The sequence below is a fragment of the Geodermatophilus sp. SYSU D00742 genome, assembly GCF_054049935.1.
Map to the genome: position 1 here is coordinate 148,318 of NZ_JBJGYJ010000002.1, position 14,728 is coordinate 163,045.

Annotated in this window: 11 protein-coding genes; 5 read left to right on the forward strand and 6 right to left on the reverse strand. The window is 71.6% G+C overall.

The window, feature by feature from the left end:
* Positions 1–131 precede the first annotated feature (131 nt).
* The 3 genes from ACI78V_RS02085 to ACI78V_RS02095 all read left to right on the forward strand — a co-directional run bounded on the left by ACI78V_RS02085 (position 132) and on the right by ACI78V_RS02095 (position 3,866).
* A complete protein-coding gene (locus ACI78V_RS02085) occupies positions 132–1,961 on the forward strand; it encodes an AAA family ATPase (protein ID WP_456848428.1) in 1,830 nt (609 codons plus the stop codon).
* Positions 1,962–2,022: 61 nt separating this feature from the next.
* A complete protein-coding gene (locus tag ACI78V_RS02090; protein ID WP_456848430.1) occupies positions 2,023–3,393 on the forward strand; it encodes a hypothetical protein in 1,371 nt (456 codons plus the stop codon).
* 170 nt (positions 3,394–3,563) lie between these two features.
* Positions 3,564–3,866: a hypothetical protein gene (locus tag ACI78V_RS02095; RefSeq protein ID WP_456848432.1), complete on the forward strand. Its 303-nt coding sequence runs from the start codon at positions 3,564–3,566 to the stop codon at positions 3,864–3,866.
* A 38-nt stretch (positions 3,867–3,904) separates the two neighbouring features.
* On the opposite strand, the gene ACI78V_RS02100 is transcribed toward ACI78V_RS02095, so the two are convergent.
* On the reverse strand, positions 3,905–4,162 hold the full coding sequence (locus tag ACI78V_RS02100) for a hypothetical protein (RefSeq protein WP_456848434.1): 258 nt from the start codon (positions 4,160–4,162) through the stop codon (positions 3,905–3,907).
* Between the two features lie 344 nt (positions 4,163–4,506).
* On the opposite strand from ACI78V_RS02100, the gene ACI78V_RS02105 reads away from it, so the two are divergent.
* Both ACI78V_RS02105 and ACI78V_RS02110 read left to right on the forward strand, forming a co-directional pair.
* Positions 4,507–5,565: a hypothetical protein gene (locus ACI78V_RS02105; protein WP_456848436.1), complete on the forward strand. Its 1,059-nt coding sequence runs from the start codon at positions 4,507–4,509 to the stop codon at positions 5,563–5,565.
* A gap of 246 nt (positions 5,566–5,811) precedes the next feature.
* Complete coding sequence (locus ACI78V_RS02110; protein ID WP_456848438.1) at positions 5,812–6,561, forward strand: hypothetical protein; 750 nt, start codon at positions 5,812–5,814, stop codon at positions 6,559–6,561.
* Positions 6,562–6,782: 221 nt separating this feature from the next.
* Here ACI78V_RS02110 and ACI78V_RS02115 read toward each other — a convergent pair whose 3' ends face one another.
* From ACI78V_RS02115 to ACI78V_RS02135, 5 genes are all read right to left on the reverse strand, one after another.
* Entirely contained in the window at positions 6,783–7,142 is a 360-nt protein-coding gene (locus ACI78V_RS02115) for a TY-Chap domain-containing protein (RefSeq protein WP_456848440.1), read from the reverse strand.
* Positions 7,143–7,233: 91 nt separating this feature from the next.
* Positions 7,234–8,214: a hypothetical protein gene (locus tag ACI78V_RS02120; protein WP_456848442.1), complete on the reverse strand. Its 981-nt coding sequence runs from the start codon at positions 8,212–8,214 to the stop codon at positions 7,234–7,236.
* Between the two features lie 59 nt (positions 8,215–8,273).
* Positions 8,274–11,576, reverse strand: a complete 3,303-nt coding sequence (locus ACI78V_RS02125; protein ID WP_456848444.1) for an AAA family ATPase — start codon at positions 11,574–11,576, stop codon at positions 8,274–8,276.
* Positions 11,577–11,601: 25 nt separating this feature from the next.
* The gene (locus tag ACI78V_RS02130) at positions 11,602–12,771 is read right to left on the reverse strand and encodes an exonuclease SbcCD subunit D (protein ID WP_456848446.1); all 1,170 of its coding nucleotides are present in this window, start codon (positions 12,769–12,771) and stop codon (positions 11,602–11,604) included.
* A gap of 52 nt (positions 12,772–12,823) precedes the next feature.
* Positions 12,824–14,647, reverse strand: a complete 1,824-nt coding sequence (locus ACI78V_RS02135) for an ATP-binding protein (protein WP_456848449.1) — start codon at positions 14,645–14,647, stop codon at positions 12,824–12,826.
* Between the last annotated feature and the right edge of the window lie 81 nt (positions 14,648–14,728).

Genomic DNA, 14,728 nt, shown 5'->3' on the forward strand with positions numbered 1-14,728 from the left:
CTATGAGATCGACACCGATTCGTCGAGTTGCGACTCCGACGTCGGCGTGGGGACCGTACGGGTGGCCACCGACAGCACGTCGCTGCGCAGGCGGGCGACGACGCACCGTAGCCTCGGCGTGGGAGGCTGCGTTGAGGATCAGCAAGGAACGTGTGGTGCAGGCGGCCGAGCAGCTGCGTGACCTTCACCTGGGGCGCCCGAGCTTCGCGTTGATCAGTTGGCTGGCGGCGAAGTGGGCGGGTGCCGCGAGCGTGCCGATTGATGTGACCAGCGACGACTACAAGTCGTTCGCCGATCGATTCTTCGGGGTGGCAGGGCTTGAGCCGTTCAAGTGGTACGACCCCTTCACCCCTCAATGGTGTGCAGACGCCGGAAACGGTGGATGGCCAGTCGGGACGGTCTGGACCCAGAACAAGCCGAACCGGATGTCCGCGAAACTGTCGGTCGTTCTGGAAACCTCCAACGACCGCAAGGTCGGTGGTGTCCAGACGATGGCGATCGCCACTCGGCAGCAAGACAGCGGGTACCTCGACGGGCTTCGGGCGATCGTCCCGGCCCAGAAAAGGGTTCCGCTGCTTGAGCTAGCGGTCTGGCGCTACCGCTCCGCAGTGCCGGACGGAGTGACGTCGACCCTGCAACTGGCACGCGAGCTATCAAACGAGTTGCACCTGACGGCTGAGGAGCGGACGGCCATCTTCGTCGAGCCCGACGACGGCCGGCTGCCTAGCGTGCCCGAGGACGACTGGTCGGACGAAGAGCTTGCCGGCCTACTCCCCATCCAGCCTCGCACGCCGCCTCCGGACGCGACGCCAGGACCGCTCATTCAGGAACCGCGGGATGACTACAACGCCCTTGAGGCGTGGGCCGAACTGCCGCTCGAGAGCGGAGACGTGGATGCACTGATAGCCCGCGTCGTTGCATTGGTGGAACGGGACAAGCTCGTGCTGCCGGATCCAGACGACCTGATCGAGCGATGCGTACTCGGGCTTCTGACCGGGCACCTGGTACTTCAGGGACCGCCGGGGACGGCGAAGACGACGCTGGCCAAGATTCTCGCCGAGGCGTTCAACTGCACCTACTGGTTGGAAACTGCAACGGCCGACTGGTCGACGTTCGACGTCATCGGCGGCTTCCTTCCGGGGCGGGGGGAGGGTGGCCAAGAGGTTCTCCGTCCCTGGCTCGGGCACATCACCCGCGCAGCGGTCCACTGCGCAGAACAAGTGCAGCGTCATGCCGAGGATCCCGGATCGCCGGAAGGCGCCCCGCAGGCGCACTGGCAAATAGTGGATGAGTTCAGTCGCGCTGAGATCGATAAGGCCATCGGCGGTCTGTACAGCGTGCTCGGCGGAGAGCGGAGACTGCCACTGTGGTTCGCTGACGATCCAAAACGGAGCGTGGTGGTCGTCCCGCGGAGGTTCCGCATCATCGGCACGATGAACAACGTCGATGCGTCGTTCGTCTACAGCTTTTCCCAGGGGCTCAGCCGCAGATTCCAGTTCGTGTACGTCGGAGTGCCACGTGAAGGTCAACTCGATGACGAACTCCAAGCCGCCCTTGGTCAAGCAGCTGAGTGGCTTGCCGCGAACTACCCCGAGGTTCGCGCCGCAGACGCCGAGACGGTCCTGGGGGAGTTGGTGGCCAATCAGAAGGTCACCGATGCCATCGTCGTGCTCCGTCGGATGGTCGCCCGCTTCAGGTACAACTCGGGCGGTGGTTGGCCGCTCGGCACAGCGCAGCTCCGGGACGTCCTTCGAGTGGTGTCTCTTCGCGCCTTCGCGAATGGAGAGCTGCTCAGGACGCTCGATGCCGCCATCGCGGACCTGATCGTGCCGCAGATGGTGGGCGTTGCTCCCAACGTCGTGCGCAGCATGGCCGAGTGGCTTGGCGAGCAATCCGAACTCGCGAAGGCTGCGGCAGCTACGAGGCTGCTCCTTGACGCACAGAGCACCAACTTCGCGTGAGGAGCCGCATCTGCCCCCGCAGCCCCGCCTTGAGGGTCGTTGCAACTCTGACGAGGTGACCGTGGATCCCTTCGAACAGAGACCGCCAAGCGGGACGCTGGGAGCGCCCGCCCGCTCCGCGGCAGTGGCCTCGGCGCTTCCGCTCGTCGCCACCTACTTCGTGGAGGGGACGACGTTCTCACTCACCGACGCCCCGCGCGCCGCCACAGAGCGGCGGCCGCTGGGCGCGGACATCACGAGCACCGACCGGATCCTTGGTGCCATCCGACTTCGTGTCGCTCTGCTTGCCGGCCGTCGACTTGCCAACGTCTGTCGGAGCGTGGCCTCCACCCCGAACTTCCGGTACCAGCGCAGATCCGAAGAGCATGTTGGGCAGTTGCGCGGTCGGCTCGACGTGGTTCGCCACCTCCGAGAGCGCGGACGGGTGACGGTCCCGCGGAGGTACCCGGTCCACGTCATCCGGCGAGATAGCAGCACCCCGGAGAACATCCTCGTCGCCTTCGCACTGCGCTGGATGCTGCGCGAAATCGACGGTGTCATCGCGCTGCTCTCGCCACCCGCCGGGAGCCCGGAGGGCCGGGAGCTCGCCGCACTCCGCAGTGATCTTATTCGACTGCACGGGCTCCCCCTTGTTCAGGACGCCGTGAGCGCTGCGGACCGCGTGCGCGGAAGAGAGGCCCTCACTGGGTTGCTCGAACGGGTCGAAGCCCGGCTTGCCGCCGGGCATGTCAACAGGCCGGGCGCCTACGTTGAACTCACGCACTGGGTGAGGGACGCCTTGTCCGGCCAACCTGTCGTGCGGCCGGGGGAGGTCTCCGCCGCCTTCTACGGCGAGGAGTTCGACACAAGGCTCTTCGAGTTGTGGTGCCTCGCAAAGCTGGCCGAAGCTCTAACCGAGGTCTTGGGAGAACCGATTCAGGCCCGCATCGACTTCACCCAGCGGGACCGGCTGCCGGTGTACGTGTTTCCGGCCGGCGACTGCAGGGCGGAGGTGTACTTCCAGGCCAGCCTAAAGGCGCTGACTGGAGCGGACGCCTTGTGGGTGTACGCCCCCGGCGATCGGCCGCTGGCGGGCATCCCGGACCTGGCAGTGCGGTGCGTTCGTGCTGACAGGGCGGTGTCCGTCCTGCTGGATGCCAAACTGCGGCAGCGCCAGGGGCCGCCCAGCGAGGAGATCTACAAAATCCTTGGATACTTCGCCAACATGCCGGAATCAGTTGGGCCGGAGCGCCTCGGCGGAATCGTCTTCCACGATCCAACCGGGTTCCGGGCTAGCGATAGCCGGCGGCGCTACACCCTTCGCCAAGGGACGGCGGGCTTTCTGGAGGCGGTGGGTATCGATCCAGCGGACGATCCAGGTAGCCGGGAAGCCTTTCTGTTGCTGGCGGAGTTGGTTGTCAGGGCGGTTGAAGGCCTCAACGAAATCGCATGAGCGGCGTCAAGATCGAGGCCGTCATCAGTTGCGAAACGCAGGCACCCTGTCCGCGGCGGTCTTATCATAGGCGACGCTCGACGGGCTTGTACGTCATGAGAGGTGTACGACCACCTCCGCCGTTGCAGCGGAGACGGCCGCCATCCCCTAGGCGCGAATGCGAGACGGCATTGGAGTATCAGAAGTACCTGCAACAGGTCGATCGAGCCGCGGATGCAACCGGCGGGAAGGTGGTCTCGCTCGCCGGGGGCTACTTCGGTGTCCAGCTAGATGTCGATGGTGCGTACTTGCTCCTCGCCCTCGACCTGGACTCGGAGCCGTCGAACGGGTGGGTCGCCTGGACCGAGGATCGGGACGGGGAGAGGTGCTGTGACGACGCCGAAGAGGTGATCGGTCCCTGCCCCCTCGACGAGCTGCGCGTCCGGGCGGTCGACGCGATCGGCCGCCACATCCACGAGGGTTCGAGGAAGTAGCTCGCGCCTTCGACGGATCGCCCGACCGACAGTCGTCGTCAGTCGGTGTCCTCGAACTTCCGGGTGTCCGTCAGCTTCGCCCGAGCTCCGAGAAACGGGCCGTAGGTGAAGTCCGCGGCGACCGTCCCGTTCCGGGCGTCGAGGTTGAGGTCGTTCGCCAGTTCCGCCGCCCGCTCCAGGAGAGGCCGGGCGAAGTCCCGCGTGAACTCCTCGTTCGTCATCGGGCGGATCTTTCGCGTGCCGGTGACGTCGAGCTCGATCTCGATGCGCAGTCTGCGCGGCTTGTGACGGGCCATGGTGATCTCCGGACGAGGGTGCGTGCGTTCGGTCGGTAGTCGGTCTTAGATGACGCCCCATGTAGGCGCCGAGGTCGCTGATCTTGGCAGGCATCAAGCGCCAACAACGCCGCCCCCCTCGTGGGGCGGTTTCGCGGCCGGCGTGCGTTCTTCCACCCGGAAGACCCAGTAGAAGGCGGCGCCGTGACAGGGATGCCACGTGACCAGGGGCAGCACTGCCCGCCGACCTTGTCGATGGCACGCGTCCTTCGGCTCCATCCGAACGGGTGTGCAGGTAGACCTCGCGCGTCGGCCTTGCCGGATTGGTGTGCGAGCCTCCTGACGTGGTGGATGTACGGGGAGCGGTGCTGCTGGACGCCTACGTCCCGGCGGTCGAGGTCGACCCGGGTGAGGCCGGGAGACTCGTCGCATCCCATGGGCACGGCACCGGCTTGCGGCTGATGTTCGCCGGGTCGGTGCTGCAGGCATTGACCATCCATCTGCGGCAGGGCCGTGGGCGGCTGTTCGACCTCGACACCCGCGACGTTGGGTCTCTGACCGTCGGACAGCTGGCGGCGCTGCTGCGTACTCACCGTGGTTCGGCCGGGCAAGGGTTCGAGCTCGCCGTCGCCGATGCGCTCAACGCCGGGGTGCCCGGAGTAGTGGTACCGGTGCGTGACGCTCTCGAGCGGGTCGGGGTGCCCATGACCGAGCCACGGGCGGTCGTAATGGGCCTGGAGAAGACCGCGAATCCGGCGGTGCTTGCCGCGGTGGTCGCCGAGGCAGTCGCCGGCCGGCGGCTGCGAACCGGCCGCGTCGGTGGCCAGCCGCTGGCCGCGAGGGCCGTCGAGCGACTGATCGCGGCCGGTACGGCGATCCGGGCCGAGCGTGGCGCCCTCTCGTACGCAGACCTGATCGTGTACGACGGCGCAGGCCCAGCGGCGGTCACGACTAGCGTGAAGATCGCCCCGGTCGGCTACAACGTCCCCGCCGACCCACCTCGCCTGTGGATCACAACAGGAAACCCGGCCCGGCTGCGTGACGACCTGCCGTCGTTCTGCGCCGTCGCCGCTGTCGGCGGGCCGGTACTGGCGGCGTACCAGACCGTGCACGCCCAGGTGGTCGGGGCGCTCGCGGCGCTGGACCGGCAACGGACGCCTCCGCCGGGGGTCGTCACCGAGGTGCTGCGCTCCCGGTGGCGGCAGCCGGTGCGTGCGGCGTTCGAGGAGCTGTACTCGCGCGCCGAGGCTGCACCCCAGCTCACCGAGCGCAGGCTGCACCTGGTGACGGCGGAGATGCCGGACGAGTTCGCCGGCTATGGAGAGACTGCTACCGAGTCAGGGTTGGTCGTACTCAGGCGACGCCCGCTGAGCGACTTCGTGGGGTTGCACAGCCAGTTCTTTACCCAGCCGCTGGCGGCCTGACCTCCGGTGCTGTCGGTGCTAACGCTTGATGAGCGGGCTGGTGTGCCTGCGGTCGCCAGCTACGAGGAGACCGCGCCAGACCCCAGTCCCAACCTGCACAAGCCAACGGACCTTGCGACTCCGGGGGCCCGGCGGATCGTGGCATGGGCAAGGTGACCCCGGCGCGCTGGCTCCGTGTCCGCCTAGCAGGTGACCAGCGCAGACAAACCGATCGGTCACGTGGGGCGGGCGGAGAGGATGGGCGGCGTGACGCATGACGAGGACTTCACGCGTGTACTGCGGGACCGGTTGCGTGAGTCGCGGGTGGACGTCACCCTGACCGCGCCGGTCACCGAGTACCTCGACTACGACGACCGCGGCGTCGCCAAGTGGTCGGGAGAGGCCTACATCGAGGTGTACGCCAACCCGGATTGCCCGGATGCCTCAGACGAAACGGCGTTCTTGGCGCGCGGGGACGTCGCTCTGACCCGTCGACCCATCCCGGGCGCGCCCGGGAGCGAGACCTTGGTCGTCGCCACTGCGAGTGGGCTCGTTATCGACGTCGACGCTGCCCGCAACCTGGCGACTGTGCTGGATGAGAGCGCCGACTTCGCACACTTCATGCCCTTGTTCTTCGACAGGGGCGAGCTCAACATCCACGAGGATTTCGATGAGCTGATCGAGGGCCTCGGCAGTCGGGTGATCCTGCTCGACCGTGCCCAACTGGCTCCAGCCTGGCGGGGGCTCGGCGGCGTCGGTCGGCTCCTGACCGCACGGATGTTGCAGTGGCTCCTCTCCGGCGCCCTAGTGGTCGTCACCCAACCGGCCCCGTTCGAGCTCTCTCGGGAGGAGGACGAGCCCGGCTACATGGCGGGACTTCAGCAGGTACGCGGGGTTTGGGGTTCGCTGGGCTTCAGGCTTTGGCAGGACGACATCTGGTACCTCGCCCCCGCCATGGATGACTTTGGCAAGGCCGTGGCCAACCTGGAGGACCGGCTCGGGCTGCGCCGCAGCTGATCTCCCCACGCCCAGTGAGTACCGCCGCTGGTGCGGACAGCAATGTCCGGCCAGCGGTGGGGCGTCAAATGCGGCCGCAGCCGTGTCCGTCAGAGGTCAAGGCCTCCCCAGCGGCTGCCCGTCAGGTCCGTGCCCGCTCGGCGAGCTGCGCGATCGGGCGGTCACCGTGATCGGCCGTCAACTGCACGCGGCCTGAAGGGGCCAGCGTCGCCGGAGCCCCGTCAGCCCAGCTCGACCTCGGCGATCTGGGCCGGCTGGACCCCGAACACCTCGCGGACGACGCGGACGACCAGGTCGGTCGCCTCGGCGGCCGTCGCGGGCTCGTAGACGTAGTTCGGGTCGGGGTCGGCGACGTCGATCCCCATCGCGCGGAGCTGCGCGACGTCGGCGGGGGAGAGGACCTCCTGCCCGAGCGCCTCGTTGCTCGAGACCTCCACGCGCAGTGCCCCCGTGTTGCCCAGCGTCCACTGCACGTACCTGTCGTCGTCGGCCAACGAGAGGATGGCGAAGTCCTCCCGCTCCTCCTCGACCTCATCGATCGCCGCCCGCGTCGCCTGCGCCACCTCGTCCCACGTCTGCACGCTCCGCATACTGCGGCACGCGTGCAGCACCACGATCACCGGGCCTGGCAGGAACGGGCCGCCGCGAGCAGGTGGGACGGTGCGTCGGGGGTCAGGCGGCCGCGACGCGCAGAGCCCGGTACAGCAGCCGCGGATCGCCCAGCCGGCGGCGCAGCTCCCGCTCCAGCCCGGCGATCGGGTAGAGGTTCTGCGGTGCCCGGGCGTCCTTGTACTCGTCCGAGGCGTACCGGCACAGCGTCAGCTGCGACAGGTCTGCCAGGCCGACGACTTCGGCGGCCGGCAGGTCCGCCGAGCACTCCACCCGCACGATCCCGGCCCACGGCGCGCCGGGTCGGCACGGCAGCCGCAGGTACCAGGCATGTCGGTCCCACGAGGTCCCCATCAGGAACACCGGGGTGCGCTGCCCGGGGCCCAGCGCGCCCACCATCGAATGCAGCTCAGCCGGCAGGTATGCGGCACGGTGGGACTTGATGAACCCGATCGCCCGCGGCAGATGCTGCCGGCCGCGCAGCGGCCCGTCGATGACCAGCAGGTCCTCACCGTCGACACCGTGCCCGGCCAGCTGGCTGCGGGCGGTCACGGCGACCTCCATCTCCACGCCGGCCAGCCGCTGCTGCAGCGCCGAGGACAGGGTCACGGACAGCGGCATGCCCTCGCTCGGCGCGGTGCGGCAGGCGGTGTAGGTGCCGGCGTAGGTGGTCACGTCGACGGCGTGCGCGGCGATCGTGAACAGCCCGCGGCGGGCGTCGACGGTGAGCAGGTGCGCGCCCTCCTTGCAGCAGCACACCACCCCGCCGGCGTAGGAGGCGCAGATCGCCGCCGACGCCTCCGTCGCCGGCCCGGCCGCCGACACGTCGTCGATCCAGACCCGGGCCTCCACCCGGCGGACGCCGTCGACGAACAGCACCGCCGCAGGCCGGGCCTGGTCGGCCGGCGGATCCAGCGGCGCCCAGTCGGCGGCCGGCCGCTCGACGTCGACGTCGATGCGGGCGGTGGAGGCGCCGAGGTCGGCGTCCTCCAACTCCAGGCTGGTGCCGTAGCTGGGGTCCCAGCCGTCGACGGTGAAACGCATCCCTGCCGCCCCCGCGCTCGACCGGCCAGCGGATGTCGCGGTGGGGGAGAGCGGGGCGCTCATGCGGTCTCCCGGGTGATCGTGGACGTGCGGGCGTCGCGGCGGACGGCAAAGCGGACCGGCACGCGCTCCGCGAGCGCGGCGACGTGGGTGATCACCCCGACCATCCGGTCCCCGGAGGCCAGGTTCTCCAGGGTGCCGGCCACGGTCTCCAGCGTGGTCTCGTCCAGGGTGCCGAATCCCTCGTCGAGGAAGATCGAGTCCAGCCGCGCCGCACCGGACGCCGCCAGCGACGACAGCTGCGAGCTCAGTGCCAGCGCGAGCGCGAGGCTGGCCTGGAACGTCTCCCCGCCGGAGAGCGTGCGGACGCTGCGCAGGCTGTCGGCGTCGGCGTGGTCGACGACGAAGAACTCCCCGTCGCGGTGGGTGAGCTCGAACTGTCCGCCCGACAGCTCGGCCAGGCTCCCCGATGCAGTCAGCACCAGGGTGTCCAGCGCGGCGGCCTCCAGCCACTCCGGGAACTTGTCGCTGCGCAGCATGTTGGCCAGCAGCTTCGCGACCTGCTGGTCGGTGACCGCCGCGGCGTGCTGCTCGGACACCAGGCCGGCCTCCGCCCGCCGGTCGGCGATCCGGCGCACCTCGCCGCGGGCGTCGGCGACGGCTGCGGCGACCGCGGCCGGGGCGGTCTGCGCCAGCGGCCCGTCCTCGAGGGTGACCTCGCCGGCGGCCAGGCTCTCGGTCAGCTCCTTCCCCAACCGCTGCCGCTCCTCGGCGGCGGCGGCCACCGCGGTCTGCGCCGTCGGCAGCGCCGTGGCGCGCTCACCGGCCTGCTGCCCGGCCCAGTCCAGCAGCGCCTCCCAACCGGCCAGCGCCGACCCGGCGGGCAGGTCCGGTGCGCCGAGGGCGACCAGCCGGTCGCGGGCGCCGCGCAACGTCTGCCACGCCGCCGCGTCGCGGGCGGTCAGCCCCTCGAGCGTCTCCTGCGCTCGGATGCGGGCGGCGCGGGCCGCGCGCAGCTCCTCATCGGCGGCGTGTGCGGCCACCTCGAGCCGGTCCAGCTCGCGGAGGGCGGCGGCGACGTCGTCGGGGCCGGGAATGCCGTCGAGACGCCGATCCAGTTCGGCGAGGCGCTCCCGCAGCCCGCGCAGCTCGGTCACGGCGCTGCCGTGCGCGCCGCTGGCTGCGGCCTCCCCCGCCCGGCGGTCGGCCACGCCGGCCTCGGCGGCGCCGAACGCCCGCTCGGCGTCGGTGAGCGCACCGGCCGTGGCGTCGGCGGCCTGCTGCGCGTCGGCCAGTGCGGCGGACCGGGACCGGCCGGCCTCGGCGGCCCAGGTCGCCAGCGCCGTCCAGGACTCCAGCAGTGACCCGTCGCCCGCGGCGGGCGCGCCGAGCGACACCAGGCTGTCGCGGGCGGTGGTGAACGCCGACCGGTGCGCGGCGGCGTCGGCCTCGACGCCGTTCATCCGGGCGTGCGCGTCGACCCGCGCGGCGCGGGCGGCCCGCAGCGCCGCGGCCGCCTCGGTGGCCGCGGCGTCGAGCGCGTCGAGCCGGTCCAGCTCGGCCCGGAGCGCCGCTGGGTCGGCGGCGGCCCCGGACAGGGCCGCGGTCAGCGTCTCGACTCGGCGGTCGGCCGCGGTCAGCGCAGCGCGGGCGTCTGCCGCCGCGCGGGCGGCGGCGCGTTCGACGTCCTGCGCGGCGGCGTGCGCGGCCACCGCTTCGGTGAGAGACCGCTCGGCGGCGTCGACCGCGGACGCCTCCGCGGCTGCCGGCAGGACGGCCACGGTCTGCTCGCAGACCGGGCACGCGGCTCCGACGGCCAGGTGGGCGCGCAGCGCGGCGGCGCCATCGGTGACCGCCGCCGCGTCCCGGTGGGCACGGGCCGCGGCCACCTGCTCGGCCGCGGCGGCCAGGGCGCCCTCCGCGGCGGCGAGCGCGGTGGCGGCGTCGCCGTCCGCGGCGCGCAGCCCGTCGAGGGCGGCGCGGGCGTCGTTCAACTCGCCGAGGGTGGCCACGTCCCGCTCCAGCGGGGCACGGGCCGGAGCGGTGGTGAGCGCGGCGCGGGCGGCATCCTCGGCTCCCTCGGCGGCGGCCAGCGCGTCTTCGGCGGCGGCCAGCGCGGTCGCCGCGGCGCGGACGCGCTCGTCGAGTGCGGGCAGGTCGGCGGGGACGACGACTCGGTGCAGCGCGTCGGTCTCACCGGCCAGCCGGGTGACCTCGGCCGCGGCGTCCCTGGCGGCCGCGGCGGCCGTGTCCCGCCGCTGCCGGGCGGCCGCGAGCGCCTCGAGGGCGTCCCGGTGCGCGGCGGTCGCCGTGGCCAGCCGCTGCTCGGCGTCCTCGACCGCCGCGGCCGCGGCGGGCAGCTGCCCGGTCAGCCGGTCACGATCGGCATGGTCCCGGCGTGCCTGCTCGAGCGGCCCACGGGCCGGGGCGGCGTCCAGTTCGGTGCGGGCCGCGGTGTCGGCGGCCTGGGCGGCCTCCTCGACGGTGCGGGCGCCGGTGAGGGTCGCCTGGGCCGCGCGCAGCTCGGCGTCGAGCTCATCGAGACCGGCCGGGATGCGCACCGCGGTCAGCTGCGTGTGCTCGGCGGCCAGTCGCTCGGCGTCGACCTGGGCGGCCGTCAGCGCGTCGTCGGCGGCGGCGAGCCGGGGCAGCGCCGCGCCGACCGCGGCGCTCAGCGCGGTTAGCTCCGCGACGCGGCCTTCGGCGACGGCCTGGGCCTCGGCGGTGGCGTCGCCGAAGCGGGTCAGCTGGTCGGCGAGCAGCTGCGCCCGCTCCCCGGCCAGGGAGGCGCGGGCGTTGGCGCGGCGGCCGATGTCGAAGTACAGGTCGGCGCCGAGCAGCTTGAGCAGCATCGTGCGTCGGGTGGCGGGGCTGGCCTTGAGGAACTGCGCGAACTCGCCCTGCGGCAGCACGACGCACTGGGTGAAGTGCTCGAACGTCAGGCCGAGCAGTCCCTCCACCGCGCCGGTCACTTGACCGTCGGCGGCGAGCACCTCGGTGGGGTCGTCCAGGCCGCCGAGGGCGGCCCGGTCATCGAGCCGCTCCAGGCGGGCGTTCTTCTGCTGCACCCCCTGCCGCGTGCGGCGCAGCTCGCGGGCGGCGACGTAGCGGGATCCGTCGAGGTCGAACACCAGCCGGACGGTGCCGCGGTTCGCAGTCGGAGCCAGTGCGTAGCTCAGCGCCTTCTTGTTCTCCCACCGGGGCACGGTGCCGAACAGGGCGAAGGTCAGTGCGTCGATGACCGTCGACTTGCCCGCACCGGTCGGGCCGACCAGGGCGAAGTAGTCGGCGTCGGTGAAGTCGACGTTGGTCGGCTCGCGGAAGCTGGCGAAGCCGTCCATGTCCAGCCGCACGGGGCGCATGCTCGGTTCCTCTCCTCGGGCGGGGTCAGTCGGCCGGGCCGGCGGTGGTCAGCTCGTCGTGCAGCTCGTCGAACAGCGCCAGCACGCGGTCGTCGGCGACGTGCGCCTCGGCGCAGTACTCGGCGAACAGCTCCCGCGGGCTGCGGCCGGTGCGGTCGGCCGCCGGCCGTCCGTCGTGCAGCGGCGCGGCGAACTCCGGGTCGATGCGTACCTCGAGGGCGTTGGGCAGCGCGTCGACGACGTCCTCCCGTAGCCCGGCGCGGGCCGGTTCGCGCACCACGACCCGCAGGTAGTCGTCGCCGAACTCGGCGGCGCGGGCGGCGAGTTCGGCGACCGTGCCGGTCACGGTGCGCAGCCGCTTCGCCGCCGTGATCGGCAGGTCGGTGATCTTCGCCGGGGTGGTCGGGGTGGCCTCGACCAGGCAGACGACCGGGGTGTTGTCCTGCTCGCCGAAGTCGACGGCCAGGGGCGCGCCGCAGTACACGACCGGGCACCCCGCCGGCAGCGTCTGCCGACGATGCAGGTGGCCGAGGGCCACGTAGTGCGTTGTGGCAGGGAACGCCGAGGCCGGCACGTGGTACTCGAAGATGGACTGGGCGGCTCGTTCCCCACCGCCCATCGTCCCGCCGGTGACGGTCAGGTGCGCCATGATCACGTTCACCGCGTCGCCGGAGAAGCCGACGGTGAGCGCGTCGACGAGCTCGCGGATCATCTGGTCGTAGCTGCCGGAGTTCTCCGCCGGGGTCGCGGCAACCAACTGAGCGGCGCGGACGGCGTAGCGCTGGGAGACGAACGGCAGCACCGCCACGTTGGCCTTCTCCCCGGTGGAACGGGCGGTGAAGGTGACCACGCCGCCCTTGTCGGTGGGGCGGACGTGTCCGACCAGCGTGATGCCGGCCGCGCCCATCAGGGGCCGGTACGCGTCGAAGGTGCCGGGGTGGTCGTGGTTGCCGGCGAGCGCGATGACGTGCGCGCCGGTCCGCTGCAGGTCCAGCAATGTGCGCACGACCAGCCGCTGCGCGTCGGCCGACGGGGTGGAGGTGTCGTACAGGTCGCCGGCGACGAGCACGGCGTCCACCTCGTGCTCGCGGGCCAGGGAGCCGATCTGGCGCAGCACCGCCCGCTGCTCCTCGAGCCGGTTGCGGCCTCGCAGCGTCTTGCCGACGTGCCAGTCGGAGGTGTGCAGCAGCTTCACGATGACGTCCTCGAAGGTCGAGCCGAAGGGGGGAGCGGGCCGCGGGGGCGGGTCAGAACGGCGGCGGGTCGTCGTCCTCATCGTCGGCCGCCGCGGTGGGCAGCCGGCTGAACGCCGACCCGGTCGGCCGGTGCGCCGGCGCCGGCGGCGGGGTGCCGCACTCGGACTGCCGGGTCGCCCACGCCGGGAACGGGAACTCCACCGCCAGGGGCACCGGGATCTCCGGCTGGGAGACGAACATCGTGCCCGGCTTGGCCAGCGTCGCGCGGATCCGCTGGCTGGCCGGCAGGAAGCCGTACTCGGGTCGCCCGGCCTCGGCCGGGTCGAGGCGGCCGACGATCTTCACGCTGGAGTTGGAGACGATCCGCCGCTCCACCTCGCTGGCGGTCTGCTGCGCGCCGATGAGGATGATGCCCAGGCTGCGGCCGCGTTCGGCGATGTCGAGCAGCACGTCCTTGATCGGGCTGTTGCCCTCCCGGGGCGCGTACTTGTTCAGCTCGTCGATCATGGTGAACAGGAGGCTGCCGGGGCCGGCGGCCTCCTTGCGGGCGGTCTCGGTTGCCAGCACGACGCCGACGACGAACCGCTGCGCGCGCTCGTGCAGGTTGTGCAGGTCGACGACGGTCACCTGTCGGTCGGCCGTGGAGACCGCCCGGGTCCCCGGGTCGGTCAGGTCGGCGCGGATGAGCGGGCCCAGCGGTCGCAGCGAGCTGCGCAGCCGCCGGACGAACGCGTTGATGGTGCCCGCGCCGGTGACTGGCCCGGCCCAGTCGGCGCGGGTGGTGTCGTCGTTGAGCCGGTCGACGATGACGTCAACGAGTTCCTCGTACGTGCGGCACAGGTCCCCGTCGATGCTCACCGCGCCGTCGCCGCCGGCCGGGGTCGCCACGCGGCGCAGCTGTGCGGCGACCTGATGCACAACCATCGTGTACTGGTTGCGCTCGTCCTCGGCGTCGGCGAACACGTAGGGGAGCAGGTCGTTCGCGCAGAACTCGGCCAGCGTCCACCAGAACGACGCGACCCCGCTGGTCCGGCCGGCCACGTACGGCCGGCCGGTGGTGTCCCCGGGCGTCGGCGGGGCGTAGAACCCGACCGAGGCGAACGGCTCGGCCGGCAGGCCCAGTTCGGCGTAGGCCGCACGCAGGTCGTCGTCGAGGCGGATGTTGCCGTGGTCAAGGAACAGCAGGTCCTCGCCCTTGACCGAGAACACCAGCGCCTTGGCGTTCACCGCCCGCGCGCCGAGCGCTCCGGAGCGGAACAGCGAGTGCAGCAGGAACAGCGCGTAGCTGGTCTTGGTCGCCACGCCGGAGATACCGGAGATGGAGATGTGTGCGCCGCGGGTCCCGTCGAGGAAGTCGAGGTTGAGGTAGATCGGCGAGCCGTCGCGGCCCAGTCCGACCGGGAGCTTGCGCTCCATCCGGTCGAAGTACAGCGCCTGCGCCCGCTCGGCACCGGTCGCGCGGCGGGCCGGCTCTCCGGGCAGCGGCGGCACGTACACCTCCGGCTCCACCCGCGTGGTGGTCACCTCGGCGACCTCCTGCACCCGGGCGGGCAGTACGCCGTCGCTGATGAGGAACACGTCGGAACCAAAGCTGGCGCCCTCGTGCCGGGCCCGGACCTCAGTGACCACGCCGGCGGTCATCACGGGACCGATGCCGGGCACCGCCCGCAGAGTGACGACCACGTCATCGAGCTGCAGGTAGGCGCCGTCGCTGAGCGCGACGTGGAACTTCAGCGGGGTCGCTTCCTCCGTGCCGAGGACCCGCCCGACGTCCGAGGACCGATGGGCTGCCCGTGTCTCGGTTCCCAGCGGCAGCTGAGAGGACAGCTGCTCGACATCGGTCGGGGGGCGCGAGGCATCGGTCGGCTCGGACACGTGGCTCCTGGGCGTAGGGGGTTCTGGCGTTCCCGCGAACGCGGGCGCGTCACCGTAGGGCACAGCACCGACAGTGTCGGC